20 protein-coding genes are annotated in these 26,418 nt (G+C 45.0%); 5 read left to right on the top strand and 15 right to left on the bottom strand.

Features of this window, described 5'->3' with window-relative positions; genetic code table 11:
* Window positions 1-176 precede the first annotated feature (176 nt).
* The 12 genes from IM792_RS18535 to IM792_RS18480 all read right to left on the bottom strand — a co-directional run bounded on the left by IM792_RS18535 (window position 177) and on the right by IM792_RS18480 (window position 17,426).
* Entirely contained in the window at window positions 177-1,118 is a 942-nt protein-coding gene (locus IM792_RS18535; RefSeq protein ID WP_194103395.1) for an alkaline phosphatase, read from the bottom strand.
* A 22-nt stretch (window positions 1,119-1,140) separates the two neighbouring features.
* Entirely contained in the window at window positions 1,141-2,511 is a 1,371-nt protein-coding gene (locus IM792_RS18530) for an aspartate aminotransferase family protein (protein ID WP_194103394.1), read from the bottom strand.
* A gap of 27 nt (window positions 2,512-2,538) precedes the next feature.
* Complete coding sequence (locus tag IM792_RS18525; RefSeq protein ID WP_194103393.1) at window positions 2,539-4,077, bottom strand: Ig-like domain-containing protein; 1,539 nt, start codon at window positions 4,075-4,077, stop codon at window positions 2,539-2,541.
* 34 nt (window positions 4,078-4,111) lie between these two features.
* The gene (locus IM792_RS18520; RefSeq protein ID WP_194103392.1) at window positions 4,112-4,600 is read right to left on the bottom strand and encodes a hypothetical protein; all 489 of its coding nucleotides are present in this window, start codon (window positions 4,598-4,600) and stop codon (window positions 4,112-4,114) included.
* 11 nt (window positions 4,601-4,611) lie between these two features.
* The gene (locus IM792_RS18515; protein ID WP_194103391.1) at window positions 4,612-6,246 is read right to left on the bottom strand and encodes a LamG-like jellyroll fold domain-containing protein; all 1,635 of its coding nucleotides are present in this window, start codon (window positions 6,244-6,246) and stop codon (window positions 4,612-4,614) included.
* A 7-nt stretch (window positions 6,247-6,253) separates the two neighbouring features.
* Window positions 6,254-7,105: a DUF5007 domain-containing protein gene (locus tag IM792_RS18510; RefSeq protein WP_194103390.1), complete on the bottom strand. Its 852-nt coding sequence runs from the start codon at window positions 7,103-7,105 to the stop codon at window positions 6,254-6,256.
* A 9-nt stretch (window positions 7,106-7,114) separates the two neighbouring features.
* Window positions 7,115-7,753, bottom strand: a complete 639-nt coding sequence (locus tag IM792_RS18505; protein WP_194103389.1) for a fasciclin domain-containing protein — start codon at window positions 7,751-7,753, stop codon at window positions 7,115-7,117.
* Window positions 7,754-7,771: 18 nt separating this feature from the next.
* Window positions 7,772-9,298 (bottom strand): RagB/SusD family nutrient uptake outer membrane protein, encoded by a 1,527-nt coding sequence (locus IM792_RS18500; RefSeq protein ID WP_194103388.1) that lies wholly within the window; start codon window positions 9,296-9,298, stop codon window positions 7,772-7,774.
* Window positions 9,299-9,372: 74 nt separating this feature from the next.
* Window positions 9,373-12,438 (bottom strand): TonB-dependent receptor, encoded by a 3,066-nt coding sequence (locus IM792_RS18495; RefSeq protein WP_194103387.1) that lies wholly within the window; start codon window positions 12,436-12,438, stop codon window positions 9,373-9,375.
* Between the two features lie 5 nt (window positions 12,439-12,443).
* A complete protein-coding gene (locus tag IM792_RS18490) occupies window positions 12,444-13,745 on the bottom strand; it encodes a RagB/SusD family nutrient uptake outer membrane protein (RefSeq protein WP_194103386.1) in 1,302 nt (433 codons plus the stop codon).
* A gap of 18 nt (window positions 13,746-13,763) precedes the next feature.
* Window positions 13,764-16,175 carry a TonB-dependent receptor plug domain-containing protein gene (locus IM792_RS18485; RefSeq protein ID WP_194103385.1) on the bottom strand — a complete coding sequence of 804 codons (2,412 nt, stop codon included), beginning with the start codon at window positions 16,173-16,175 and terminating at the stop codon, window positions 13,764-13,766.
* 390 nt (window positions 16,176-16,565) lie between these two features.
* Window positions 16,566-17,426 carry an RNA polymerase sigma factor RpoD/SigA gene (locus IM792_RS18480; RefSeq protein ID WP_194103384.1) on the bottom strand — a complete coding sequence of 287 codons (861 nt, stop codon included), beginning with the start codon at window positions 17,424-17,426 and terminating at the stop codon, window positions 16,566-16,568.
* A 370-nt stretch (window positions 17,427-17,796) separates the two neighbouring features.
* On the opposite strand from IM792_RS18480, the gene IM792_RS18475 reads away from it, so the two are divergent.
* The 4 genes from IM792_RS18475 (at window position 17,797) to IM792_RS18460 (ending at window position 21,218) form a co-directional block, all read left to right on the top strand.
* The gene (locus IM792_RS18475; protein WP_194103383.1) at window positions 17,797-18,189 is read left to right on the top strand and encodes a heme-binding protein; all 393 of its coding nucleotides are present in this window, start codon (window positions 17,797-17,799) and stop codon (window positions 18,187-18,189) included.
* 55 nt (window positions 18,190-18,244) lie between these two features.
* A complete protein-coding gene (locus IM792_RS18470; RefSeq protein ID WP_194103382.1) occupies window positions 18,245-19,057 on the top strand; it encodes an SDR family oxidoreductase in 813 nt (270 codons plus the stop codon).
* Between the two features lie 184 nt (window positions 19,058-19,241).
* The gene (locus IM792_RS18465; protein WP_194103381.1) at window positions 19,242-20,156 is read left to right on the top strand and encodes a helix-turn-helix domain-containing protein; all 915 of its coding nucleotides are present in this window, start codon (window positions 19,242-19,244) and stop codon (window positions 20,154-20,156) included.
* 195 nt (window positions 20,157-20,351) lie between these two features.
* Window positions 20,352-21,218 (top strand): oxidoreductase, encoded by an 867-nt coding sequence (locus IM792_RS18460; protein ID WP_194103380.1) that lies wholly within the window; start codon window positions 20,352-20,354, stop codon window positions 21,216-21,218.
* A gap of 349 nt (window positions 21,219-21,567) precedes the next feature.
* Here the strand turns inward: IM792_RS18460 and IM792_RS18455 are convergent, their stop codons facing one another.
* Entirely contained in the window at window positions 21,568-22,083 is a 516-nt protein-coding gene (locus IM792_RS18455) for a glycosylhydrolase-like jelly roll fold domain-containing protein (protein ID WP_194103379.1), read from the bottom strand.
* A complete protein-coding gene (locus IM792_RS18450; protein WP_194103378.1) occupies window positions 22,083-24,503 on the bottom strand; it encodes a glycosyl hydrolase in 2,421 nt (806 codons plus the stop codon). Before IM792_RS18450 ends, IM792_RS18455 begins: the two co-directional genes overlap by 1 nt.
* A gap of 274 nt (window positions 24,504-24,777) precedes the next feature.
* On the opposite strand from IM792_RS18450, the gene IM792_RS18445 reads away from it, so the two are divergent.
* A complete protein-coding gene (locus IM792_RS18445) occupies window positions 24,778-26,079 on the top strand; it encodes a DEAD/DEAH box helicase (protein WP_194103377.1) in 1,302 nt (433 codons plus the stop codon).
* A 45-nt stretch (window positions 26,080-26,124) separates the two neighbouring features.
* On the opposite strand, the gene IM792_RS18440 is transcribed toward IM792_RS18445, so the two are convergent.
* Window positions 26,125-26,346, bottom strand: coding sequence for a VF530 family protein (locus IM792_RS18440; RefSeq protein ID WP_347343828.1), 222 nt, complete (start codon window positions 26,344-26,346; stop codon window positions 26,125-26,127).
* Window positions 26,347-26,418: the final 72 nt, after the last annotated feature.

Below are 26,418 nucleotides of genomic sequence, written 5' to 3'. Positions count from 1 at the left end.
CACTGTATACGTGTTAAAGGCTAAAAAATATGCATTAAAATAAACCGGGCGCAAATAACTAATAAAAATCATTTTCAGGGCATACAGCCCCTATCTGATAAATAATTTAACACCGGCCAAACAAAAAAGCCTTCAGAAAATGATCTGAAGGCTTAATGTTATTTGATCGTACCTTATTATTCTAAACCAACCATCAGGTTTTCAGGTTCTGAAAAACCGGTGAAGGCCGCCTTTACCGGGCGCGATGTCCATGAGTAAGGTACCTTAAGGTTAAAAACGAAAGCTACGGTAGCTGCCACATCGTACTGATAAACCGGCTGCTGTATCTTGTAACCTTTTTTAACGCCTTTGCCATAATAAATTACGGGTATGTTGATCTCCTCGTCAGACTCGCCGCCGTGGCCTTTGTTTATACCGCCGTGGTCGGCAACTATCATTACCAGGGTATTCTCTTTCATACCTGCTGCATCTATCGCTTTTAAAACACTGCCAATCAAGCTATCGGCTTTGGCTATTGATTGCAGGTAATCATCCGTCATGTGGCCTTTCTCGTGACCTGCATGGTCAACGTGATCAAGGTGCAACAAAGCGAATGTTGGTTTTTTAGCGGTAATGTATTCAGCGAATTTTTCAGCGGCTTTAGTTTCTGTTTCGGCATACTCGTAGTGGTTCACCATTTCCTTTTGCAGCAAACGCCCGTAATCATCCCAATGAAAAACAACACCTTGCTCGGCATTGGGGCGCTGCTGGCGTATAATATCATAAATACTTGGCGAACGGCCTACCTTGTTAACGGCAACAGGTGTCATGTGCTTGGCGTTCGGTTTCCAGTCGTTTGATGTTACGCCGGTTATTTCAGGACCCGCGCCCAATATCATGGCCGACCAGTTTGATGAGCTTGAAGATGGCAGCACGGTACGCGCATTGTATTTAAAAGCACCTTCCTCAATCATTTTATGTAGCACCGGCGCGTTGGCTTTCATTAGTCCGGCACTGCTTAAACCATCAATACCGATAACTATAACATGATCAAACAAGGGTTTGCTGTTTTTCTTTTGGGCGAGTAATTGGGTACTGCCTAAAGCGATGATCGCTAATACACTAAAAATACGTTTCATAGTTATGTTTACTTCAATTAATTTATTTGCCAATTACTTCAGTCATGGCCTGTTCTAAAATATTCAGGGCTTCATTCAACTCATCAATGGTGCTTACCAAAGGTGGGTAAAGGCATAGCACATTACCGTCAGACACTTTGAGGCTGAGGCCGAGTTCAAGGCATTTGTATAGTATTTTTTCTGCGGATGAATTGTCTTTCTCCTTTGTTGTTCTATCCTTAACCAGTTCAACACCCCATAGCAAGCCTTTGCCGCGCACATCGCCAATACATTCAAAGCGGGTTTTTAATTCGTGCAGGCGTTTGTGCATAAATTCGGCGGCTTGCGCTACATGAGCCAGCGTGTTATTGCTCTCTATATAATCAAAAGCGGCAAGCGCGGCCACAGCCCCTAACGGATTTTTCTCGTGTGTAAAATGGCCGAGAGATACCTTAGCGGCAACATTCAGTTCATCTTTACAAACAATGGCAGCCATAGGTATTACGCCAGCGCCAAGCCCTTTGCCAAGTACCAAAATATCGGGTACTATATCGTAATGCTGATAGGCGAACATAGTACCAGTACGCCCCATACCGATAGGAATTTCATCAAACACCAGCAGCACGCCATGCTTGTCGCATATTTGGCGTACACGTTGCCAGTATGCTTTTGATGGTACATGCACCGTAGTGCTGCGGATGGTTTCGGCAACCAGTATGCCTACATCACCTTCTTTTTCTATAACATACTCCAGGTAATCGGCATACGCCAAATCACCATCATCGGTAAGGTTTTGATTGAACCACATCCCCCTGTAGCTATCAACCGGAGGCACGTGTATGCTACCGGGCATCAGCGGGCCCAGGCCCTGCTGAAAAACAAATTCGCCACCGAGGGAGATACATTCCATTGATGCTCCATGAAAGGAATCGTACATGGCGAGGGTTTTATACTTGCCGGTATATATGCGGGCCAGTTTCATGGCCATGGCTATAGCCGATGTTCCGCCCGGAGCGAACAACACACGTGATAGCGCATGATCTGTTAATACCGAAAGCCGTTCGGCAAGTTCTATTGCAGGCAGATTGGTGTATCGCCTCGGCGAAAAAGCCAATGTATCCAACTGGGCCTTTACCCTGTCAATTATGTAACTATTACCATAACCAAGCTGATGCACGTTATTGCCATGAAAATCGATATACATTTTGCCCGACAGGTTTTTGATCCTGATGCCTTCGGCGGATTCAAGCACATCTAAACAAGGTGTTGACAGCGCCTGGTGCAGAAAATGATCGGCATCCTTTTTAAGCACGGCTTGCGTAGCCTCATCAACGTGTCTTTGATTCCAGTCCTGGCGGCTCTCACTTAAATTCAGATCGCCCTCGGTATGCAAATAACCCTCACGGTTTGTCATCAAGCTTAAATTGTTTTCTTTAAATATTTATTTAATTACAAAAAGGGCTGATACTTCAGTAGCGGTAAGCGCTTTGTTGTATATCCTTACGTCATCCACCAGGCCGCTAAGTGTTTTGCGGGTATCATCGCCTGAGTTATATACGCCCGATCCATCTTCCCAAATAGTGAAAGCATAATCGTTAACACTATCCCAAAGCGGGCCCTTTAATGTATTCAGATCATAGCTTGCAGGTTTGGTGGCCTGTATATGTTCCTTAGCATCAATGTATACATGCAACAGTTTTGTAGCCTGATCAACCACCACGGTTACCATATGCCATTTGTTATCGCCCACAGCCGGACTTTGCGGATCTGTTTCGTTAGCTCTCCAGTCCATACGGTTGCTTACGCCGCCTGCATCACCGGTTAACTTAACCAGCCATCCCCTGCCTGATGAACCCGGACCGGTATAGGTATCGGCACCATCAGTAGCGAATACAAAACCTGGATTACCGCCGCTATCCCAATTAGAGTTGGAGAACAATGCCGGATCAGAGCCTATGCCCTGAAATTTCACCCACAGGCTAAAGCTAAAGCTTTGCGTAAGGGCCGGCCTCAGCATATCGTGCTTAGGCAATACAGCGTACGATCCGGAACCAAATGAAGCTACCCTGCCACGCTCAGCATCGGTAACAAAGGTTACGCTGGCTGTTGAATGCTCGCCCGGCATGGCATCAAACCTGTTGCCGCTGGCATCTGTCAAATCATTATCTAAAGGTAAGTAAGCTATAAGCGCCGTGCCATTACCGGCAGTAGTGGTAAAGCTCCATGATGTTGGTGTTAAAAACCCTTCAAAGGCTTTGCCATCGGCATCAACAATGGTACCGGCATCAGCAAGTACATAATAGCTGGTAGCGAATTTTAGCGGAGTGCCAAGCTTAACTGTTACACGCTTGCCATCAACCACTACTGATTGGCCTGCTACTGAAATTTCGGCCACCTTAACGTTGCCGTTGGTTTCATATACCGAGAAGTTGCCTGCGCCTTTTCTTACATCGGCGGCAAAGGTCAGTTCAAGCTTGAACAATGAACCATCGGTACTACCCGGCAGCGGACTAAGCGCATTTAGTGGCAAGCCGCTTTGGCCTACGGTTTTAAACGTCCAGGTAGTGCCATCGGGTAAACCCATATACTCGTTGCCCAACAAATCGGTAACTATACCGCGTTCAAGGGTAACCGTATAAACCTGATCGGCTTCCAGATCGGCTGTCGGGTTAATGGTCAGGATGCGTTTGTCATCACCAATGGTAACAGCGTCAGATGTTACGCTGATGCGTTGCGTATCAACCTTGCTGGTAATTATAATGTTACCGGCACCTTTTTTAATGTTCTCGTTAAAGGTTAATATCAGGTTGCTGCTTACGGCCACACCCTCAACCGTTGAGGTTGGGTTATAGCTTACCACCTGCGGGTTACCGGTATCAACCGTGTAATCAAACTCCTGCTTGCACGACGTTAACAACGCCAGGCCAAGCATTACCATTGCACCTGCTAAGGCAAATGGCTTGTTGTAAATTTTCTTCATATCTTATTGAAAATCTAAATATTCTGTTCGGGTATTATTGGCGAGTAAGGGTTACTTTAAAATTACCCTTGCCAGTTTCTTTGGTATCGGTATTCTCCCAGCCCATAAAAAATGAGAGGGTCATGGAGTTTGATGCCATTTTTATGCTAAAATCATCAACCGGGCCAACGCTTGTTAAGCTAACCTTTGTGCTATCGGCAGTTGGGGTAACGCTCCAATTACCGGCGGTGGCATTGGTAAATACTATAGGGCAATCATGCGCCATAAACTTCAGCGGGTTACCGGCATCATCGGTAGTAAACACTAAACGCATAGAGCCGAATACCTCGGGTGGTACGCTTTGCGGTGTAACAATATCGCGCGGGGTTGTCCAGGTGCCATCAAGCCGACCGGCTACCAGTTGGTTGGCATTCAGGTTACCGCCGGGGCGAAGCATATCCTTTGAGCATGAGCTAACTCCTGCCGCAACAATCAATGCCATTAGCACAATAAAAACCGATCTTGAATTAAATCTCTTTATCATATCATTTTGTATTAATTGTTCACTTTAAATAAGCGGTAAGGCACGTTTGATTTTAGTACGCTGCCCTCCAGGCCCCAGGTACCATCAGCACGTATACCCAGGTGACTTAATATATTTACCGATACATCTGTAAGCCCAATAGGGTAATAAGGGTGGCGCTCGTTAGCGGTGCCCACCAGTTCGCCATTATTGCCTTTGCCGCTGTAATCACGCACCACGGTTCCGCGCACATCATCCATTTTAAGGTACAGGTTTAGCGAGGCCAGGTTAGGGTGATCGCTGTTTTCGATATTACGCAGGTACATATACTTCTGTATAGTAGCGGTTGATAGTACATCGGTCCATATCCTTACCTCGTTGAATGAGCCTGCCCAGTTTGGGGCACCACCCCCGTAGGTTTGTGTACCATCCTGCGCAAGGCACAGGTAGTCATATGGTGATGCCATGTTATCGGCATCTTTATAGATCAATGTTGATTCGGCTACTTTTACACCATCCTGGTATACCGCGCAGGTTTTGGTTTTATCGAAAGTAACAGCCAGGTGATGCCAGTTACCATCCTCAAGCGCTTTGGTTGAGCCAATATCATAACGTTCAGATTTTTGGTTGGCGATATTGATCTTCCAGGTTGAACCACTGCGACAGATGGTATAGCCCGGCAAACCTCCCGAATCCCAGTTTTTATCACCTATGATGGATGGATCGCTGGTGTTGGCACCTGCCTTTACCCATGTTTCAATGGTAAACCTGTTCATGCCCTGCAAGGCTGTGCCTTTAATGGGCACACGTACATAAGTACGTTCGCCAGATGATGCTTTATTGATGGTGAGTATATTATCGGCACCCTCGCGTGGTGCAAGGGCCGTACCTACCAGTTCCTTATTATCCAGTTCACCACCCGAAAGTATTACCGGTACGTTGATCTCCTCAGGTGTAGTGCTTTGCGGCACACCCGATTCGGTACCACCGTGGGTAGAGGCGAAAAAGATGTTCCAATCCTCATTGGCATAGGTTGATCTTGCTTCGATAGCAGCATGTAACCCTGCTACATACTCATCTATTTTTTGGATGGCGATTACATAACGGGCCTGGCGCAGCTGAAAGCCTACCTCCTGCCCAACCTCGGCCGGGCTGCTGAATTGTACGAATACCGCGCCCATATCCGCTTGCTTTACAAGTTCGGTGGCTTTGTTGTATACTTCCTCATCGGTAGCGTACTGAAATTTATGATCAGCAGCCTGGTTAAGCAGGGTATTGATCTCGGGAGTGCGCACAACTGATGCCACCACGATAGATGACGCTGCCGATTTGATACGGTTAACCACCGATGGGTACTGGCTGAATTTATTGCCCGTATAAGATTTGTTTATGGTTACCCCATGCTTATCGGCTGATACGCCCGTTAGCATGGTTGACCAGCCCGAACTTGAATAAGCCGGCACGCCGCCGTAACCATTCATGCTGTATGATGCATCGGCGGTTATTTTATCGATACCCGGCGTGGCCGCGTAATCAATAGCGGTATTGATGATACCATCAACACCTATTACCAGTATCTTTTTAGTTTTAGCCTGTTGTGCCATAGCCACCTGCATGGTAAACAAAACAACCGGCAGCAGGCATACATATTTAAAAATGCGTTTCATATCGTTATTATTTATATAATCGAACCACATAACTACCCGGTAAGCCTATTACAAAATTGAAGTTCTCGCTCACATAGCTTACCTGCTCAACCCCATTCACCACGGTGGTTACTTTCCAGGTGCAATACGTATCCGACTCTTTTACCGGGAAATTCACACTCCATATTTCGCCATCGCTGGCATCGTTAACAAAGGTGCCCTTAAAGCCTGCCGCACGGTTAGCTGTAAAATCTATCTCATCACCGGCAAGCTGTTTTCCGTTAAGATAGCCTACAAATTTCATCTGGTTAGGGCTATCGCCAACACGCTCAATCTCGGGTTGCTGTAACATACCCGATGACCATGTTTTTACTTCCTGCTCCTTAAATTCTATCACCAGAGCATCCTTCAGCACCTTGCCGCCTGATTGATTGGATACCCGTATATCAAAGTGGTATTCGCCGGCAGGTATCTTGTTACCTTCAAGTATTTCAACCTGGCCGGTATTTTTGTTTACGCTTACTGCCGGGGTCATTACCGTATCGGTTTTCAGAGCCAGTTCGGCAGGGGTTTCATTGCCTACAATGGGTTCCTTGTAGCGCACAACGGGTATATTTTCGGTTAAGCCACCTGTATTTTTTCCGTTAAGCTCGCGCACCTCCACTATCTCAAAAGTTAGCGGCAGTGTTGAGGTTGATGCCTGAAAATTGCCTATGTTTTGTGCCAGGCCCGATATGGCATATTGCTTCCTGTTTTTGTAACTGATATCGGGCGCTATGCTACCCTCCTGCGGTATCTTGGTGCAGGCGCTCATCAGCAGCGATGTGCAGGCTGATATTGTACACACCAAGATCCAGAATATTTTACTGTTGCGTTTCATCACCTTTACTTAGTTAAATCCAAAAATGTGCGTGTCAGAATTCAGTATATGTACAACTCCGTTTGTCGACCGCAGATCGGCCGTAACCACCTGTACCGATTGATAGCGTTCCGTTGCACCGGCCGGGCTGACATTGAGCGAAAACATAATAAATTTTGCACCCAGGTTAACGTTGCCCAGGTAATCACTCGTTACCACATTGAACCTTGCCTTTGTATCGCCGGAGGTGGTTGCATAGCTGTAGGTAGTAGCCAGATCGTTTCGCACTATCTCATCACCAGGAATAATATAGTTTTTGATGATAGCGGCTATCCTATCCATATCCTCCTGCGGGATGGCTTCCAGCGTTGCCGGGGTATTTTGCGGATCAGGATAGATCAGCTTAAAATAGTTGTGGATCGAATAATCGCGCGGGGCAAAAAAGGTATTGCCCTGGGCATTAACTTCATCCTCAAGCTTGGTCAGCCTGATCAGCCTGGCCAATGTATCGAATGATTCGCGGTGGCTTTCCAGGTAATCCATGGTTGATACACCCAGGTTGCCCGACTGATCGGCAGGTTTGGCACCCCCGTCGGTAAAATAGCTATCCTTACACCCAATTGTGAATAGAATGCCGATGAACGCGATTGCTTTGATTAATTTCATCATCTCGAATGCGTATTTATATTATTGATTGAACTGCCAGTAGTAAGTTTGTTCCATATTGGGGTTGTTGGCAAAGGCCTCGTCACTCACCGGGAAGAAACCGGCACCGTCTTTTTCGCCCTGCTCGGTTATATAGCTGTTAAACTCGTGTAACCTGCCCAAACGCACCAGATCGTACACGCGGTGAAACTCACCGATCAGCTCACGACGACGTTCGGCCAATACTTCCTCTATTACAACAGGTGCATCATCACGGGTAAAGGTGGGTATACCGGCACGGGTACGTACCTTGTTCAGATTTTCCAACGCTTCGGATACGCGGCCAAGCCTGGCATCAGCCTCAGCTTTTAACAGCAATACATCAGCGTACCTGAAAATTGGCACCGGGGCATCCATCAGGTTATAGGTTCTGTCCTTCACCTTTCTGAATTTGGCGAACATGATAGCGCGTTCACCGTTTTGCAACGGATCGGCAAATATTGGCCTCAGCTCGCTGCTGCTAACTGAAAAATCGATACTTTGGAAGAACTCGTTAACCCTTTTGTCTGATTTATCACGCGCGTAATCAGGATAGATCTCCAATATTTTTGATTTTGGAACCGCTAATGAAAGCTCGCCCCTTGAGGTATAAGGGTTGGTAAGATAGTAGGTCATGATGTGGCCATAGTAATCAGAGTACTCACCCTTACTTTTATCGTAGTACATCTCAAATATCACCTCAGCCGACTCGCCTGTATCAAACATGGTGCGCAAACCATCTATAGTTGCCAACCTGTAATTGTTCGAGTCCATAATCTGCTTAATAGCGTCAGATGCTCCCTGGTAATCTTTTAACCACATTAATGCATGGGCTTTCAAAGCAAGCGCGGCACCTCTTGTACCTCTTGAGCGTGATTCCTTGATGGTGCCCTTATTTTCCCACAGCAGGTTAGGCAAAGCCATGTCAACCTCATTAACCACCATGCGCATTACGGTGTTAAGCGGCTCGCGGCCCAGTGCATCAACATTACGGGCTTTTAGGTTGATCGGTATATCGCCCCAAACACGTGCCGCGTAAAAATGCGACAAGGCACGCATAAAACGGGCTTCGGCTAATAGCTGGGCTTTCCGCTCGTCGGTTAGGCCATCAGTTATTTCCGGAATTTTTTCCAACACCAGGTTACACTGCTCAATGGCACGGTAAAAAAGCCTCCAGTTGGTCATGGGTTCCAGCTCGGTACGCTGTATCAAGTGGTTTTGAAAACCTGCATTCCAGTCGCCGTCATTATTAGGCGTGATCCAATCGCCTGAGCGTGAATCGCCCCAGAAATAATAATCGCCCCATGAGCCATTACGTGTGGTTGAAGGGGTATCCTCTTTGGTCAACCCCGACAAGGCCCTGCGGAAAATAGCGAAGGCAGCGGCAACAGCGCCTTCTGCATCGGCGCCGTTTTTCCAGGCTTGCTCCTCGGTTACGGTGTTAATAGGGGTTTCGTCCAGCCATTTTTTACAGCTTGTTTCGGCAAGTATCAAAACCAGCAGAAACGTGGCAATTACCTTATTCTTCATCTGTTTACTTTTTTATCTTTTAATAGCGATGCCTGTAGCATCATCACTTATATTGAGTTTTCTACTTTTATTTGTTATAAGCCTATTGATACACCGAACAGTAACATACGGCGCATAGGGTAACCACCCGAGTTATCAAAGCCATCAACTGTTACTAATTCGGCATCAGGGCCGCTGTATTTTTGGAAGGTTACCACGTTATCCATAGTGCAGTACACGCGCATCCTGTCAAACGGAAGCCTTGGTATAATTTTTTTGGTGAAGTTGTACGATAGCGTGGCGGCCTTGATCTTGAAGTATGAGCCATCCTCAACGTACTCCGAATCGTAGTTCACTATCTGCGAAGCATCAGCCCAGGGGTTTAGTGTTGGGTATTTGGCATTGTCGCCACTTTTTTCCCATATCGAGTAGTTATCAAAATTGGGTAGCGAGGTAGCACCTGCAAAATCTTTAGCCAGCCTCAGCCTGTTAAGCAAGGCGGTGTTAACAATATCGCGCCCGATAACAAAGGTTGAAACTACGTTTAGACCAAAGCCTTTATAATTAAAATCGTTAGTGAAACCGCCTGTCCATTTCGGGTTAGGGTCGCCTGAGTAAACACGGTCTGATACGTTGATGAAATAATCGCCGTTCTGATCTCTGAAATTACGGTCGCCTACTGCCAGGGTTTTGTTTTGCAGACCGATCAGCCTCGCGCCCGTTTTAGGGTCAACCGGTATCTGGCTTTCGGTTTGATAAATACCTTGCGATTGGTAGAAGAAAAAGCCGTTCAACGGCGCGCCCACCCTTACTATTGAGCCAAAATCCTGACCCGAGGTGCTGGTTTTTATAATATCGGCGTTACCATCAGGCAGTGATATTACGCGGTTTTTGTTGTAGGCAAAGTTTAACCCGGTGCTCCATGTAAGGCCTCGGCCTAAATTCAGGTTAGTATTCACCGTAAACTCCAAACCACGGTTAAGTACATTGGCCGCGTTACGGTAAACCTCGTTATAGCCCGATGTTGTAGGTAAGGCTGTGGTTAAAAGCAAACCTTTGGTTAGCTTTTCGTAAGCATCAAAAATAAATTCAACCTTATTGTTAAAAAATGATACATCTAAACCGATGTTGCTCATGGAGGTTTTAACCCAGGTAAGATTCTCGTTCCTGAAACCATCGTACCATGTTGGCGTAAAGCCTGATACACCGCCGTAAGCTATCTCTATCAATGAGTTATACTGATCGAGCGAACCGCCGTTCATGATACCCAAGGCAAGGTAGTCGTTATCCCAAGTGGTACCTGAAAGACCGTAGCTACCGCGAATTTTACCGCTCGAAAGCCAATCAACATTTTCAAATATGCTTTCTTTGCTAAAGTTCCAGCCTGCTGAAACTGACGGGAATACACCCCAGCGGTTAGCTGTACCAAACTTTGATGATCCGTCGGTACGGATTGAAGCGCCAACCAGATACTTTTCTTTGTACGAATAATCAAAACGGCTAAAGAATGACATCAGGCTGTTAGCGGTATAGTTACTGCTGCCTATGCTGTTGCCTATAGGCCAGTTAACCGTTTCGGACAAGGTTGGCGCGCTGGCCACGTTGTTTACGGTTGTAGTTTTTGATTCCAGTCTTTCAGCACTTTGCCCTACCAATAAGCTCACCTTATGGCCTCCGAATGTAGGCGCGTAGGTTAGCGTATTCTGAAAAAGCAGGTTACGGTTTTCGCCTACGCCGCTTTTGTTATCGCCCCTTAAAGTACGGCGTGATGACGAGAACGAATCCTGCATCAGGCGTAAATACTCAAGGCTGAGGCTGGCTTTGTAGCTTAAGTTTTTAATCAGGTTCAAAGTAGCATCAGTACTAAAACGTACCCTATCGTTCACGCTGGAATTTTGGCCGGGCAGGTATATCTCGGCACCCTGAACCTGCGGATCGTTAGGCAATGGCAGTAATGATGAGTAATTAGTTTCGAGTGTGCCCGGGTTACGGGTTTGATCGGTACGCGAAACAGCCAGCGTATTATTAATTATCAGCTTTTTATTGAGCGCGTTAAACGTGGTGCTGGCCATAGTGCTATAGCGCTTAAAGCCGGTATTGAACAGTATACCCTGGTTATCCATATAACCTAAGCTGATGCTATACTGGCCAAAATCGCCCGCGCCACGGATAGAACTATTGTAATCCTGCGTGATAGAGGTGTTGTATAAATACCCTTGCCAGTCTGACGAGTTATTGTAGAACGGATTGGTTACATCGGTATACATAGCTGGCATGAATGTGCCATATGGCGCATACAGATCGTACAAACGGGTTACCTGCTCACGCTCCTTGTTACCACCGGCAACATCTAACAACTGCGGTACAAAGTTTACACCGGTACGTATGTTAAGGTTAATTTGCGGTTTGCCTGTTTTACCTTTTTTGGTGGTGATCAATATTACACCATTAGCAGCCCTTGAACCGTAGATTGCCGCTGCCGAAGCATCCTTCAATACCACCACATCTTCAATATCGCTTGGGTTAAGGTCGGCCAGTACGTTGGTGCTGGTTATGGCGAATTCGCTGCTTGTTTTTGAGATGATAGGAATACCATCAACCACATAAAGGGGTTCAGATATAGCAGAGGCATCATCACGGCTAACCGCGGCCAAACCCCTGATGATGATAGCCGGCGACGCGCCCGGCTCGCCGGAATTCAACTGTATGTTTACACCGGCTATACGGCCTTGTAATAATGATTCAAATGATTCTGCCGATTGGGTTTCGGTTATCTTATCCATTTTCACCGAGGCTACCGAGCCGGTGATCTCCTGTTTGGCCTGGGTTTTATAACCTACAACCAGTACCTCGCCAAGCGCCTTACTATCATCAGTTAGCTTTATGGTAAGATCGGCAGCGCTTTTGTAGATCACCTCGCGGGCCTGAAAACCAACTGAGGTACACAACACGGTATCGCCAATGCTTAACGATAAACGGAAAGCGCCTGCTACATCAGTTACCGCTACGTTTTTTTTACCCTTAACCTTAATTGTGGCGCCAATAACCGATTCGCCTTTTTGATCGATAACCTTACCGGTTACTACCGATTGCGCGAATACACTTACAGGTAATATGAGTACTGCAAAAAGAAAACAAGCTCCTTTTATTAATGCCTTCATTATATTTAATTTTTCGATGACCAATAACTGTTTTGACTTAATGAATTACCCGTTAAGCTGCCTGCCGAAAGTGGCCAGTAGGCTGCCCCTTGCTGCACATCGCCCTCGGTAAACGCGGGGATGTAAGTGCTTACCTTACCAAACCTGATGAGGTCAAACACCCGCTGACCGGTGCCTACCAGCATCCTGCGACGTTCCATTAGCAGGGCATCCGCAAAGGTTGCTTCGGTTAGTGAAGTATAATCTTCAGTGGCGCCTGCCGCTGCACGTACCAGGTAGGTTTTAGCTTCATCCAGGCGATTGCTGCGCCATGCGGCTTCGGCAAAAAGCAGGTTTACCTCGCGCACCGGTAAAAGCTCCAACCCATCAGTATTGCTATTTTTCAGTGTCGCTTTATTTTGGTCGGTTAAAATGTTGAACATGCTTGTTCTGCGTGAATCTCCGCTGGGGTATATCGCGTTCAGCCTGGCTAAAGGCATACTTACTGCGCTTTCACTCAATGGGGTTTGAGGTATTTCGGTGCGCCTGTCCACTCCCAGCGATAAACCAAAGGTTGATAAGCTATCGGTAGTAGCAGCTGTAAATGTAGTACTCAGTGCATCATAAGCGTTTTGGGCATTACCTATCCACAATTGCTCGTGCACCAGTAATGATGTAATGGCTGTTTTGTTAAAACGGATAGCTGTTAAGGCCGCGCTTTCAATACCATCATCATTAATAAGCATCCAGGGTAAAAGGCCCTTAGCTTCGGTTGCAAATGTTGCGGCCAGGGTAACCGCCTCCTGGTTGGTAAGCAGCTGGCCAAAATTATTTTTCTCTGCCGATGGTACTGATCCCCATATACGCGCCAGGTAAAAGTAAGCGGCTGACTTTAGCGCCAATGCTTCGCCTTTATACAGGTTACGCTGGCTGGTGTTTAAAACATCGCTATTGGCATTGTTCACTATATCAAGCACATCATTAGCATCCTTGATCACGTCATAAAAATAGCCCCAGTCGGTTAGTTGCTTCACGTATCTGTCGGCACCCATTAATTGCTGGCTTGCCACCGCTTGCTGATAGCTTACGGCAACCGTTAAATCGCCTGTGCGGGCCTCGCCATACATTAACCAACCGTAGTTAGCCAGTAATGCCCTGCGCAGATCAACATAACCACCAATAACAGCCTGCTCTATTTTTTGCGCCGAATCATAATAACCTTCAGCAACTGTCCTGTTATCTAAATCGATGGTCAGGCTGTCTTTACATCCAGAAAGAACAACCAGCAGCATGACCGGGATGAGCTTCCAAAATTTCATATCGTTCATTTTTTGTATCGTAGTTGTTTAAAGAACCAGTTTTAAGCCCAGCACAATTGAAGATGGCAGCGGAGTGCCCGTGTAGATCAGATCGCGCCTGCGAACACCTGTAATATTTTCTTCGGGATTGATACCGCTGTATTTTGAAAGCGTGATCAGGTTATCGCCACGCACAAACAGCTGCATATCGTTAATTGAAGCGGCCTTTTTTAACAGCGTACCAAAATGGTAGGTAATAGCGGCCTTGTTCAGCCTGATAAAGCTTCCTTTCTCAATGTTGCTGATACCCTGATAAATGGTTCGACCGGTAGCGTCAGTGCTGGTAGTATAGTAAGGCGTTTCGGCACTTTTTAGCGGGAACACATTATTTACCTGATCGGCATAATAAGTGCTGGTGAATGATTCGGCAGCTACATCGGCACCCCATGCGTAGCTCACCGTCATGCTGGCCGATATATTTTTGTAGCGCAGTGTGTTGCTTACACCGCCAAAGCCTTTGGCTTCGCTATTGCCTATTACTTTTTGCTGCGTACCCTCGTAAGCTACCAATGATGTTACCGCATCGCCTTTGGTAAGCGCACTTAGGTAAGCCAGGCTGGTATTGCCAATATCATTGGGTAATTCTCTTACCTTGTTTTTGTAAACTGCCAGGTTCACGTTGGTTGCCCAGCTAAAGTTGCGTGTGTGTATCCAGTTACCATCCAGGTTAAACTCTACACCAGCCAGGCCAAGCGAACCGCCTGTTTCGTACTCATAATCAATACCGCTGATGTTGGGCAGGTAGCGCTGATAAGTAAAATCCTTATAAATTTTATTGAAGTAGTTTACCGAGAAGTTTAATGCCGGGTTAACAGCGAATGATAAACCTGCATCAAACTGGTACACACCTACGCTTTTAGCATCCTGAAAGGCAGGATAAAGTATACCCACGCCTAACTCGTTACCGCCGTAATAGTCGCCGTATCCGCCTATCTGGCCACGGTAAACTTCAGGTCTGCTTAGTATGCCTGTTTTACCGTATGCTACGTTAACCTTTACCGGGAAATTCAGTGTATTCTTTAGATTATAGTGTACACCTACGGCCGGGTAAAGCGCCCATTTGTTTTGGTAGAATGAGCTGCCATCGGTACGTAAAACCATGTTCACGTCCAGGTCTTCCTTATAATTCCATTTCCAGGTACCGTAAAACGATACTATTTTTTCGATCTCGTGGTCAGAGTAGGCGTTGGTTTGTGTGGCGTTATAACCTGTTACTACCTTTACGTAGTTTGAGCCACCGTTTTCCAGGCTACGGCTACCATTTACTGAGGTTATCCTGTCGTCATTAGTACGAATTTCGTTACCAATGCTCATATCCATCTTCAGCGCGTCCGAAAATTTGTGGATGTAGTTAACGTATGTTTTAAGAGAGATAAGCTGCCTTTTCGCGCTCACGCTTGATGCGTAGATATCACCATCTAACACCGTAGATGGCAGGTACATATCGCGACTTGCGGCCTCGTATGATAGTGACGCTGTTGAAACCGCCTTGAATGCCGGATTGAACTGATAGGTTAAACCCATAAATGATAACAGGCCTACGTTACGGTTCTTATCCATAACAAAGCCCTCATCATTCACTACCGGCAGCAACAGCTCTCGGCTAAATTCGCCTGCATAGCGCCCGTTGCGGTTGGCTAATGACAGGTTGTTATAAAAGTGTGCCGAAAACTTTTTGGTGATATTATATTTAGCATTCAGGAATAACGACTGGCGGCTAAAACCTGAGTCTTTTATATACCCTTTATCCTGATAGTTTGATAAACCGAACAGGTACGAGCCAAAATCGCCGGCACCGTCAACCATTACATTTTGCTCGTTCACTACACCGCCGTTGCCATAAACATCGCGGCGGGCCATGGTATTAAAATCATAAAAGGCATCCTTACCATGATCCATATTGGGCAAGAAGTTGGCACCCGCGAAAGCGTTACCATTAACATGGATAGCTCCTTGTTTACCTTCCTTCATGATGATGTTGATGGCTCCGTTAGGCGCCTGCACACCATAGGCAGATAGCAGATCGATCTGCTTGATCACCTCAATGCGTTCGATCTGATCGGCCGAATAATAGTTGAGCGGGTTGATGCCTGTTACATCTGATGGGCTGGCGATCATCGGCACGCCATCAACCAATATTAAAGGCATGGTTGATCGGTCTGTAGGGTCAAGGCTTAAACCACGCAGGTTTAAGGTGGACTGTACGCTCGGCGTACCCGACCAGCTTTTTACCCTGAGCCCGGCAACATTACCCAGCAGGATATTGTCGACCCCGCCACGATTTGATGACACGACACTATCTACCTTAAGTGTATCCTGGGCATACACATTCATCGTCCACCCGAAGCAAACGAGGAGAAGAAACACAGTTTTCCAAATGAATTTTGGCAACAACTTCATAATTATCGTTTCAAAATTTTATAAATCCGATCTGCCCTTGCTCAATAATTGAATTCCGGACAGCTATTAAATAAATCAGCTTGATTATGGATTTGCTCCATGCGAAATGTTAAGCAATACTAAACATTGTTTATTAAGATAAAGGGATTTATAAATTAACGAATTGTGAATACGTTGCCCGGAACGGGGCTGATTTGTTAATTTATGCTGCTGATAGCGATTATCAGATGCTTATTATAAGCGCTTTATAGTTAGGCTATAAAACCGATATATATAAAATGCAAAACGGCTCCCTGAATCAGGAAGCCGTTTTGCGTAAGTTATGCCTGTATATAATGATTGATACTTTAATTATCAATTCATCACACTTTAAGAAATACCATTAAATATTTAATTCAAATATGTTTTTAAGCCATTGGTGCGTGCACTTGTACGTAACCTAAGCAATGCTTTGTCCTTTATTTGACGTACACGTTCGCGGGTAAGGTGATATTTATCGCCTATCTCCTCCAGGCTTAGTGCCTGGTTATCCTTCAATCCGAAGAACAGCTCCAATATATCACGCTCTTTAGCATCGAGCATACGCAGACTGTTAGTTACCTCAATACTTAACGATTCGTTCATCATCTCCTTGTCTGCTCCCGGTTCGGCACTTTGCAATACATCTAACAGTGTATTATCACCATCGCTGGAGAATGGCGTATCGTATGACATGTGCCTGGCTGAACTGGCCAATGAACGGGTCACCTTCTCAACGGTCGATTCCAGATCTTCGGCCAGTTCTTCGGGAGTAGGTTGTCTTTCATATACTTGCTCTAACCTTGATGCTGCCTTAGATATTTTAGACAGATCGCCTACCTGGTTAAGTGGTAAACGCACCATACGTGATTGCTCGCCTATGGCTGCCATAATTGATTGACGTATCCACCATACAGCGTACGATATAAATTTAAACCCCTTGGTTTCATCAAAACGTTTGGCAGCCTTAACCAAACCTACGTTACCTTCGTTTATCAGGTCGCCCAGCGTAAGGCCTGAGTTTTGGTATTGTTTAGCTACCGATACCACAAAGCGCAGGTTAGCGGTAGTAAGGCGCTCAAGCGCTGCCTGGTCGCCTTCGCGTATTTTTTGTGTTAGTGTTACTTCCTCCTGTGGTGTAACCATAGGTATTTTGGCGATATCCGCCAGGTATTGACTTAGTGACGCGTTCTCACGATTGGTGATAGACTCACTAATTTTAAGTTGCCTCATATATTAAATTTGTTTTTAAGTGATCGTTAAAATTCCGGAAGCCTCAATATGCGCGGTTAATAAAATGATTCCTGTTATAAGGAAATGTAGCGGATTGCTACGGCGTGCTGATGAATGTGATTTATGGAATTTTCAACACTGCAAAGATAAGCACTCATCAAAAAAATAGTGTTATCTGGATGTCAGGATATTAAATAAAAAAAAAGCTTACATAGTTCTATTGGTAACGCTCTTAAACTTTGTTTTAGCACATAACAATTATTACTACATCTTTGAAATTCATAATGAAAGCTGTGCTATTCATATAAAACAGCCTCTCCATTCTGGCCACATTTGCTTTATAAAACAACATCATTTAAAGCAAACCAAAATGGAAGCCACACAATTACAAGCACAACAAGCCATTGAAATGGCAACCAATAAGGCCCGGGCTATTGGCGTTAATGCCAACATTACCATACTCGATAAGGCCGGTTATCTCAAAGCATTCCAACGTATGGATGATGCCTTTTTAGGATCAATAGATGTAGCCATGGGCAAGGCAAAAACCGCTATGCTGTTCCGTATGAACTCTGAAGCGGTGGGCGAATTCCTTGATCCGGCAAACAAAGCCTATGGCTTACAAAACACCAGCGGAGGCCTGGTGGCCTTTAAAGGTGGAATGCCTGTTACTTCTAATAATGAGATCATTGCCTACATAGGCGTATCAGGCGGTAGCCCCGATCAGGATTTTGAGATAGCCGCCGCGGGCAGCAAATTATAATCCCACCTACTCAACTAATTAAATCATTCATACACATCAATAAAACTTAAACATCATGTCAACTACAAAAACAATTTTAATTACCGGAGCAGGCTCTGGTTTTGGTGAAGGCGCAGCATTTGGTTTGGGTCAGTTAGGCCATAAAATTATTGCCGGTGTACAAATATTGCCACAGGTAACCGAGATGCGCAAAAAGGTTGAAGCACTTGGTTTGCAAAACAACATTGAAGTGATTAAACTGGATATACTTGATAAGTACGACGTAAAGGTTGCCCTGAAGTACGATATCGATGTACTGTTCAGCAACGCCGGCATTGGTGAGAGCGGCCCGGTATTTGAAATTCCGCTTGATCTGGTTCGTAAAAATTACGAAACCAATGTTTTCGCTCCGCTTGAATTATCGCAACAATTCATCAGTAAATGGATAAAAGCAGGCAAAGCGGGTAAAATTGTTTTCACCTCATCAATGGGCGGTTTGTTCACCCCATCGGGCTATGGCATTTATGTATCAACTAAACACGCGCTTGAGGCCGTGGCCGAAGCCCTTGCCGATGAGTTAAAACCATACAACATCAAGATACAAACCGTTAACCCCGGCGCGTACCTTACCGGCTATAACGAAACCATGGCCGAAAATGCCTTCCGCTGGCTGGATGATGATGTGAACTTTACCAAACATGCCGACATGAAGGCCAATTTCGATTCGCTTTTAGGTACTCCCGAAGGCCGCCTTGATCCACAGGAAATGATAGATGCCATGATACAGATAGTACCATCAGACACCGGCAAGTTCCGCAACGTGGTGCCCAAATTTGTTGAGGATATGCTGAAAGATCATCAATTAAAAGCCTGGGAAAACACCATATAAGTATTACCACTTACCAACTAAAAAAGCCGGATAATTTCGGCTTTTTTTATATAAATTTATCGCTGCTAAACACTACATCTACATAAGCTAATGGATTGAAAATCTAATTTTTAGCGACTGATCATTACACTCTTTTTCAATATTGCTTAATATATTGCTTTTACTATAACGTGTATTGTTACCTATGAAAACCACATTAGACAGCAAAATAATTGACACGCTACGCGATCTGCCGGATATGATACCCGTGTTTCGCGAGTATTATGAGGATTGGACCATACGGGTTTTTAACCGGCAGCAGCACGAATGCCGAAACTACTTATCCCCTAACCGGCGGGAATTTTATAAGATATTGCTGATCACTAAAGGTACCGGCGTTTTTACCATGGGGCTCAATACTTATTATATTGAGGAGCCCACCCTATTGTACATTCATCCTAATGATATTATTTCATGGAAAAACCTGTCGACAGAATCGGGCGGGTATTATGTGATGTTCAAAAAATCGTTCGTTAATCATCACCTTCAGTTAAAAGCCGTGATAGATAAATTTTGTTTGTTTGCCGATAAACCTAAAAGTGTGATCAGGCTTACCGAAAGCGAGATACCCCGCATTGATCAATACTTTGAAAAAATGCATGATGAGGAAGTTGCCGGTAGCGATTACAAAGAGGACGCCATGCAGGCATTGCTTCAACTAATGATGGTTGAGAGCATGAAAGTGGCACGTTTCCCTAAACCGGATGAGGTAACGGACGATTACTCGCACATTCATCATTTTTTTGACTTGCTGGAAAAGGAAACATCGGGTATTAATTACAGCACGCCTATCCGCATAAAAACTGCTAAGGAGTTTGCCGATAGCTTGCATATGCACCCCAACTATTTAAATGCGCTGCTGAAAAAACATACCGGACAAAATGCCAGTACCCACATCCGCAACCGGATACTTGACGAAGCCAAGGCCCTGCTATTACAAACGGATTGGAGCCTAAATGACATTAGCTACAGTATTGGTTTTGCCGAACAGCCAAGCTTTAACCTGTTCTTTAAAAAAAATACCGGGGTAACCCCTGCCGTTTTCAGGAGGAATCCCTGATGGTTAAAGGGCAAAAATATTAATCCCCTCATTTATTAAAGCGAGGGGATTTTTGTTGTTTGATAACCATGTGCAATTATAACTGCATAATTAATTGCGATGCATCTTTGAAATTCATAATTAACCCTTTGTTATTACTATAAAGCCGCCCTGTTATTCTTCGGAAATTTGGTGTATCAAAAAACAAATAAGAAAATGAAAACTCCAAAAACATGGTTCATTACCGGAGCCTCAAGAGGTTTCGGATTAGATATCACCAAGGCCGTATTAGCATCAGGTGATCAGGTAGTGGCAACAGTACGCAGCAAGGCAAACGAGCTGGCTGCTCAATTTAACAACAACCCGGGTTTGTTTGTAGTAACTATGGATGTTACCAACCAGCAACAGGTTAACCAGGCCGTTCAGGCAAGCATTGCCCATTTCGGCAGCGTTGATGTATTGGTTAATAATGCAGGCTATGGTTTACTTGCAGGCATTGAAGAAGCTACCGACGAAGAAGTTAAACAGAACTACGAAGTTAACGTATTCGGAACACTTAACGTGATCAGGTCGGTGCTGCCGCAAATGCGTAAACAACGTTCAGGCCACGTTATCAATATTTCATCAGTTGGCGGCCTGGGTGCCTACATTGGCTGGGGATTATATGGTTCAACCAAATTCGCTATTGAAGGTATAACCGAAGGCCTGGCGATGGAGCTTGCCCCGCTGGGTATACATGCCACCGTGGTTGCTCCGGGCTTTTTCCGCACTAACTTTTTGGATGAAACCTCACTCATTAGCAGCAAACAAATTATTACCGATTATGCCGGTACTGTAGGCGCCATGCGCGATTTTGCCGCCAAAGCGAATAATCAGCAACCCGGCGACCCTAAAAAGCTGGCCGCTGCCTTTGTGAAACTGGCCGCGTCAGAAAACCCGCCAATACATTTACCTCTGGGTAATGATACCCTGAAACGCTTTCGCGATAAAACAGCCGCCTTTGAACAGGATATAACCAACTGGTACGATACCATAACCGGTACCGACCATGATGATGTAGCTGCCAAAGCTTTGGCGCTATAATATTTCTGAAAAAACAAGTAGCAGAATTATTGAGGCCGGTATCTTTTGTGATACCGGCTTTTCTCGGTTAGGTATATATTCTGTAAAGCCTGCAAAATATCGATGATCCATCTTTGAAATTAGTAAACGAACTTTTGCTTTTGATAAACCCGGAAAGCGTTACTTACAGAGATTTGTGAAATAAAAAAACAATAAAATATAACATCATGAAACTTATTATGCCTGTTGTTAACAGTATCGCTACAGCGGTTCTCATAAGTATTTATAGACGCAGGACATCATAGTATTTTTGTTTCACAAATATGGTTTTGTTAAACTTTAGATGCTGTTATATTGAAAACGCAGCCCATTAATGGGTTTGTGCCGACTGCAATGTAACCGACCCCAACAATCCGGACGGTAATATAGGGGTGTTTACGTTTAACATATCGAACCGGAAACTTTCGTGCGTTTTGGTTAGTCGCCTGGCCGGGGGCAAGCTCAGGTCGTGCACTACACGGTTAGCCCAAAGGTTGGTAACCGCTATTTCCAAAACATTGTTACCCGCTTTAATTGCATCGGTAGCATCAACACGCCAGGGCGCGCACCACAACACTCCAAGTTTTTTGCCGTTCAGCTTTACTTCTGCAACATTTTTCACATCGCCAAGGTCGATGAATAACCGTCCTCCTTTCCCCGGTCTTTTAATTGATGATATCATCTTCCCGCTTAATTTAAAGCTCTTGCTATACTTTGCCGTGCCCGAGTAATACTTTATGCCTTCTTCGCCGCTTTCTGTCCAGCTGATCAATGATGGGAACCGGGTATTCGCAGGCCCTCCCCATTGCGTATCAAACGCCACCTGCCATGAACCTGATAATGACATTACGTTATCCAATTGAGGGAATTATACTGTCCTCCATTCCTTTTACTAACCGGCACTGTCTTTCTAAAAACTATAAAGTACGATCCAAATACGTCGAACTCCAGCGGCAACCGTACTGAACTTTTATCGATATGATAAGCCTTGGCATCAAATGCTCTCCCTGTAACCGCATCCCATATTTCGGGCACACGGCCTGATGCACGAAAGGTAAATTCCCTTGCCTGTTTTTTGTTGGTACGATTGATCACAAAGTAGATTTCGGCATCAGTTGTTGAGCGGTGTATATAATCAAATTCATCCGCGTGGGCATCCTGACCGGTAAAAGCGAAATCAGCGCCTGTACCATCATTCATCAATACCTCGCGAGGTGTTTGCCCCCATATCAGCCTACCCTTTCCTATCTTACGCTCGGTGTGGGTTTTACCATCCAGATCGGCCCATAATTCCTGAACTATATTTTTAACTTCGGCATCCTGCTTAGGATAATTGTTTAACACACCCGCGTTTTCCGGCGGAGCACCTATTACCGTCGCGCCATTCAATAACAGCTCCTTCAGTTTCTTAATTACCGGTAATGACATAGCCTTTGATGCCTCATGCGATACCTTAAGCTGCTGATATGAACCCACTTCGCGTGCTATTTCAGGCACCGGCGATACGCAATTTTGCAAAACCAGCAATTTATAGCTCATCCCATCCGGCAAAGTAACGCGTCCGTTTTTAACGCTCAGCCTGTTCAGCAAAACATCGGGGTTAATGTAATCACAATCATACCCCGGGCCAAGTGTGGGGATATTGTATTTGGGCGGCGCGAGCAACGGCGGCCTTTCGCCAATATAAAAACATACATCGGCCACAAATTTACCCTGCTGCAACATAAACTGGCAGCGATTAAGGTAATTAAAGAATGCCGGCGACTGCTCCCACCAGGTTATGTTAGGCGAAAAATGTGTACCCGCGCAATACTCGTAACCCGGTTTACCATCGGCAGGTGGCTGGCTGGTGGCCGAATGCAGCATTAACCTGTTGATGCCTTCGCAAAAAGCATCATTGGCATAAGGTTTAAGATCTGACGGGCCGAGCGTCCAATGCGTAGCATCGCGCTCCTGCTCGGTAAATGCTTCCGCTTCGGCCTGTGGCTTGCCATATACGTGGGCTGCCGTAGCCGTTTGCTTAAGGTTGAGCCTCGACATACGGTTTTTGTTGTAGCCGCCAGGTGCATTACGATGGCCGTTCACCCAAAACTCCCCGGCCAAAATATCAGCCGAGCTAAAGTTCTTTAATACATCCTGCGGAGGTATATCATTCGGGCCGCCAGCCTCGGTGCCCATACGCATACCATTTTGGTGGCATAATTCGGCAAAATGGCCATAACAGTTCTCGGCAATACAATCCTGAATAGTACGGTCAAAATCCTCCTTAAAGCGTTTACTAAAGGCGGTATCCTGCATATTATAACCGGCCAATACAGGCAGATTCGGCATAGGATCGTACCCTCTGAATTTTTTGAACTGCTCCGCCATATCCTGCGTCCAGGTAAGTTTGCCGCACTCCCAACTGTCGCACCATAAATAATCAATATGTGCTCCGGCCTTTTTGGCTTCAGCAATAATTGTTTTACCCAGGTAGTTAAAATAATTATCGAGCGCCCGTTTACTCAGGTAATCGATCTCGTAACCTTCGCCCCCCTTAAATGTATCTCCTTCGGGATAAGCCTTCCATTTGCTCCATGGATGCCCTGTTAAGGTATAACCGCTACGTAATATCACCCATTTGCCTTTGGGTACATTCCACTCGAGTAGCCCGCCTGCCTGTAGTTTATCACCAATATTTATAAGAGATCCGGGTAATATCGAACTACTATCACCTGATAATTGAAAGGCCTGCACAGTAATATCATGATAATAGCCCTCCACCGTTTCGGGAACAGGCAACTTCGCAGAAAATTTCTGCCCACCCTGCACCTCTGTTTTAGCGAATACTATCTTTTTCATAGCGTCATCCTTAGTAACTGATGGCCCCATAAGTGTCCAGCCGCCGGCAAGATTAAAGCCAAATTCAATGTGCAACCGGTTAGCTTCCTTTACAGCAAAGCGGAATAGTGCGCGCCACTCATCACTCAAAAATTCTACTCCCAACAAAGCTTCCTTACCGGCATAGCCTCCATTACAAATAAGGTTAACACCACTAATGCCCTTGGCCTTAAACTCACGCAGGTCACGTGCTATACTTTCCTTGTCAACCCGGTTATATATCCAAAACCAGTATACTTTTGATTTTGCCTGATCGGGAGGAGAAATAAATGAACTCAATAATTTATCGGCACCGGCCTTAGTTACCGATTGCCCAAAAGCCGCATTACAAGCTATAATTAAAATGAAGCTATAAACTAATTTACAGGAGGTTTTTAACAGGCTCATCAGGTTAAATAATATGATCGGCTCAAAATAGCTAACTACCTATTTAAAACCATACCTAACTGTCCTTATCGCTCAATCTGATCAGCGAAATGGCATGTGCTATTTAACTAACATCACTTTAATAACAAACATTTAAGAGCAACGTCGCAAGCTGTTAACATATACTAAAGGGCACATTTTGGCCACCCCCCTTGCATCAATTTGCACCAAAATTCAGAATGCGCCTTAAAAACGATAAATTTGTCGCCTCTCCGGGGATTTTAAAATACATGATATGGCGTGGTTAGATAAATTGAAACTGAAAAAAGGTTTAGTACAATCTTTAAACGAAGCAGGTTTCGTAGCTCCTAAAGAAATTCAGCAAAAAACATTAACACGCATTAACGGCGGTCAGGATGTAATAGGAGTTGGCCCTGAAGGTTGCGGCAAAACCACTACCTACATATTAGCCACACTCAACAAGTTTAACTATACACCCGATGGCGTGCCGAAGGTTTTGATACTGGTACCTGATAAAGCGAAGGTAGATGAAGTGATCGCGAAAATTGATCAGCTCAATAAAAATAAGACACTCTCTATTGTGCCATTATTTGCTGCTCCGGGCACAGAAGCCCAAATGGATGCTTTGGCCGATGGTGCCGATATTGTGGTTGCAACACCCGACAGGGCACGTGCTATTTACCTTAAACTTGGCCTTGATGTAAACAAGATAGAATTGTTGGTTATTGATGATGCCGAACTGATTGTTAAGCAAGGTTTGCAATTACCCGTTGCCGAACTGGCTGGCAGCATCCCTAAATGCCAGCACCTTGTTTTTACCGAAGTATTGCACGAGCGTTTAAACAAAATGATAACGCCTTTTATGAAGCAACCGGCAATTATTGAGGTTGAAGAAATAGGAGAACCACAGTTTGATACGCATCCGCAGATATTGTATTTGTTGCCAAATTTTGGCACCAAGGTAAATCTGTTGAACCTGTTTATGCAGGATGAAGACCTGTTTACCAAAGTGGTAGTGTTTGTAAATACCCGCCCAACAGCCGAAAAACTTTATAAAACATTGCACGACAGGAAAAATACAGTTGCCTTGTTAAATTCATGGTTTTTCGAGATGGATGGGTTTACCTCGATAGATGATTTTAAAAGCTCCTCTACCCGTGTACTGATCGTAGTTAATGATGCCGAGCAAAAACCGGACTTGAATGATATACCATTCCTGATCCATTTTGAACTACCGGTTGAGAAAGAAACCTACATTGAGCGGATGATCAATGATGCGCCAGATGTTGAAAATGAAACTATGGCTATTACGTTCGCTACTGATCTTGAACTGAGCACCGTTAAAAAGATTGAGCAGGCTACCGGTCTAAAGATCCCGTTCGGCGAATTACCGGAAGACCTGATCATTGAAAAAGAACGCATATCTGCTGATGTTGCCGCGAAGAAAGCAGCCCAGGCAAAGGCTGATGATAATGCTCCCGGAGCCGCGTTTCATGAAAAGAAGACCAGCAATGCCAAAACCTATAATTACAAGGCTGGTTTAAAGGCTCAAATGAATAATAAGAAAAAACACTAATAACCGAAAGGCATCAATAGGCAATACTCTGTAGTGCAAAAATTGTTAGTTATTAAATGAGGTGGAAACATAAAGGTCTTCCACCTTTTTTCTTGCCCAATCAGTTTTGCGAAGAAACTTCAGGCTTGACTTAACACTTGGGTTATCATTAAAACAATTAATGCGAATGCGATAACCCAGCTCAGGCCATCCATAATAAGCTACCAACTCATTCAAAATGGTTTCTAAGGTTTTACCGTGAAGCGGATTGTTGGCTTGCTGCTGAATCATCTGCAAAAATAACATATTGAAGCTTACAGAAATTATAGAATCAAGATTAATATCTATCTTCTAAAGTTT

It is taken from the genome of Mucilaginibacter sp. JRF, assembly GCF_015223065.1.
Classification (GTDB): domain Bacteria; phylum Bacteroidota; class Bacteroidia; order Sphingobacteriales; family Sphingobacteriaceae; genus Mucilaginibacter.
Note: the sequence above shows the minus strand (reverse complement) of the source record. Positions and strands in the feature narration are given on the sequence as shown.

What these genes read in the sequence shown, in the direction of transcription:
- IM792_RS18535 (WP_194103395.1), bottom strand. Translation starts at nt 1,118, where the DNA reads ATGAAACGTATTTTTAGTGTATTAGCGATCATCGCTTTAGGCAGTACC.
- IM792_RS18530 (WP_194103394.1), bottom strand. Translation starts at nt 2,511, where the DNA reads ATGACAAACCGTGAGGGTTATTTGCATACCGAGGGCGATCTGAATTTA.
- IM792_RS18525 (WP_194103393.1), bottom strand. Translation starts at nt 4,077, where the DNA reads ATGAAGAAAATTTACAACAAGCCATTTGCCTTAGCAGGTGCAATGGTA.
- IM792_RS18520 (WP_194103392.1), bottom strand. Translation starts at nt 4,600, where the DNA reads ATGATAAAGAGATTTAATTCAAGATCGGTTTTTATTGTGCTAATGGCA.
- IM792_RS18515 (WP_194103391.1), bottom strand. Translation starts at nt 6,246, where the DNA reads ATGAAACGCATTTTTAAATATGTATGCCTGCTGCCGGTTGTTTTGTTT.
- IM792_RS18510 (WP_194103390.1), bottom strand. Translation starts at nt 7,105, where the DNA reads ATGAAACGCAACAGTAAAATATTCTGGATCTTGGTGTGTACAATATCA.
- IM792_RS18505 (WP_194103389.1), bottom strand. Translation starts at nt 7,753, where the DNA reads ATGATGAAATTAATCAAAGCAATCGCGTTCATCGGCATTCTATTCACA.
- IM792_RS18500 (WP_194103388.1), bottom strand. Translation starts at nt 9,298, where the DNA reads ATGAAGAATAAGGTAATTGCCACGTTTCTGCTGGTTTTGATACTTGCC.
- IM792_RS18495 (WP_194103387.1), bottom strand. Translation starts at nt 12,438, where the DNA reads ATGAAGGCATTAATAAAAGGAGCTTGTTTTCTTTTTGCAGTACTCATA.
- IM792_RS18490 (WP_194103386.1), bottom strand. Translation starts at nt 13,745, where the DNA reads ATGAACGATATGAAATTTTGGAAGCTCATCCCGGTCATGCTGCTGGTT.
- IM792_RS18485 (WP_194103385.1), bottom strand. Translation starts at nt 16,175, where the DNA reads ATGAAGTTGTTGCCAAAATTCATTTGGAAAACTGTGTTTCTTCTCCTC.
- IM792_RS18480 (WP_194103384.1), bottom strand. Translation starts at nt 17,426, where the DNA reads ATGAGGCAACTTAAAATTAGTGAGTCTATCACCAATCGTGAGAACGCG.
- IM792_RS18475 (WP_194103383.1), top strand. Translation starts at nt 17,797, where the DNA reads ATGGAAGCCACACAATTACAAGCACAACAAGCCATTGAAATGGCAACC.
- IM792_RS18470 (WP_194103382.1), top strand. Translation starts at nt 18,245, where the DNA reads ATGTCAACTACAAAAACAATTTTAATTACCGGAGCAGGCTCTGGTTTT.
- IM792_RS18465 (WP_194103381.1), top strand. Translation starts at nt 19,242, where the DNA reads ATGAAAACCACATTAGACAGCAAAATAATTGACACGCTACGCGATCTG.
- IM792_RS18460 (WP_194103380.1), top strand. Translation starts at nt 20,352, where the DNA reads ATGAAAACTCCAAAAACATGGTTCATTACCGGAGCCTCAAGAGGTTTC.
- IM792_RS18455 (WP_194103379.1), bottom strand. Translation starts at nt 22,083, where the DNA reads ATGTCATTATCAGGTTCATGGCAGGTGGCGTTTGATACGCAATGGGGA.
- IM792_RS18450 (WP_194103378.1), bottom strand. Translation starts at nt 24,503, where the DNA reads ATGAGCCTGTTAAAAACCTCCTGTAAATTAGTTTATAGCTTCATTTTA.
- IM792_RS18445 (WP_194103377.1), top strand. Translation starts at nt 24,778, where the DNA reads ATGGCGTGGTTAGATAAATTGAAACTGAAAAAAGGTTTAGTACAATCT.